We start from the raw sequence: 676 nt of genomic DNA on the forward strand, positions 1-676 counted from the left end.
GGCGTCAGCAGGTTGAGCAACGGCACGGCGAGGAAAGCGGCGATGAGCAGCCCGGCGAGAAACACTGTGCCGGCATAGTGCCTGCGCAAGGCCTTGGCCTCGTCTTCGCCGCGAAAGCGCATGGCGGCGAATTCGAAGAACTCGCGCCCGAGCAGATAGCCGTTGACGATGAAGAAGGCGGCTATGTTGACGCCCGGCACCAAGAGAAGCAGCAGCGCGACGATGTTGCCGAGAATGACGACACCGAGGAATCGCGCCGACAGCACCAGCGAGCGCAGCGCCGGCATGGCGCGGCCGGTCGGATCGCCGGGATAGTCGGTGCGCTCGACCACTTCGGCGATATCGTCGAGGAACAGGCCAGCGACAACAGCCGTCACCGGCGCGATGAGCAACGCCATGCCGAAGGCAAGCGCTATTGCCGCGATGATGCCGCCGAGCCACCCGGCCCAGGACGGCATGCCGGGCAACAGCGTCTGCAGCCACGGCAGCGCCAGCCACTCGACGAGGCTGGTCAGGCCGAACCACAGAGCCACCAGTGCCAGCACGGTCAAGCCCAGCGTCTTGACGAACACGGCCCGGAAGGGAGGCGAAATCAGCTCGAGGGCCGCAGCGCGGGCAGCGTCGAAAATCACCTTGTCACACCCCCGGCTAGCGGACGCCGCCTAAAAGCCGGATG

At 66.3% G+C, this 676-nt stretch carries 1 protein-coding gene; it reads right to left on the reverse strand.

Features of this window, described 5'->3' with window-relative positions; translation table 11 throughout:
- Positions 1–632: sulfate transporter family protein (locus tag EN879_RS37960; RefSeq protein WP_127274815.1), on the reverse strand; the 632-nt coding region annotated here is incomplete at its 3' end.
- Positions 633–676: the final 44 nt, after the last annotated feature.

Origin of the sequence: Mesorhizobium sp. M7A.F.Ca.AU.002.02.1.1 (assembly GCF_003998535.1) — a bacterium.
Lineage (GTDB): Bacteria > Pseudomonadota > Alphaproteobacteria > Rhizobiales > Rhizobiaceae > Mesorhizobium > Mesorhizobium ciceri.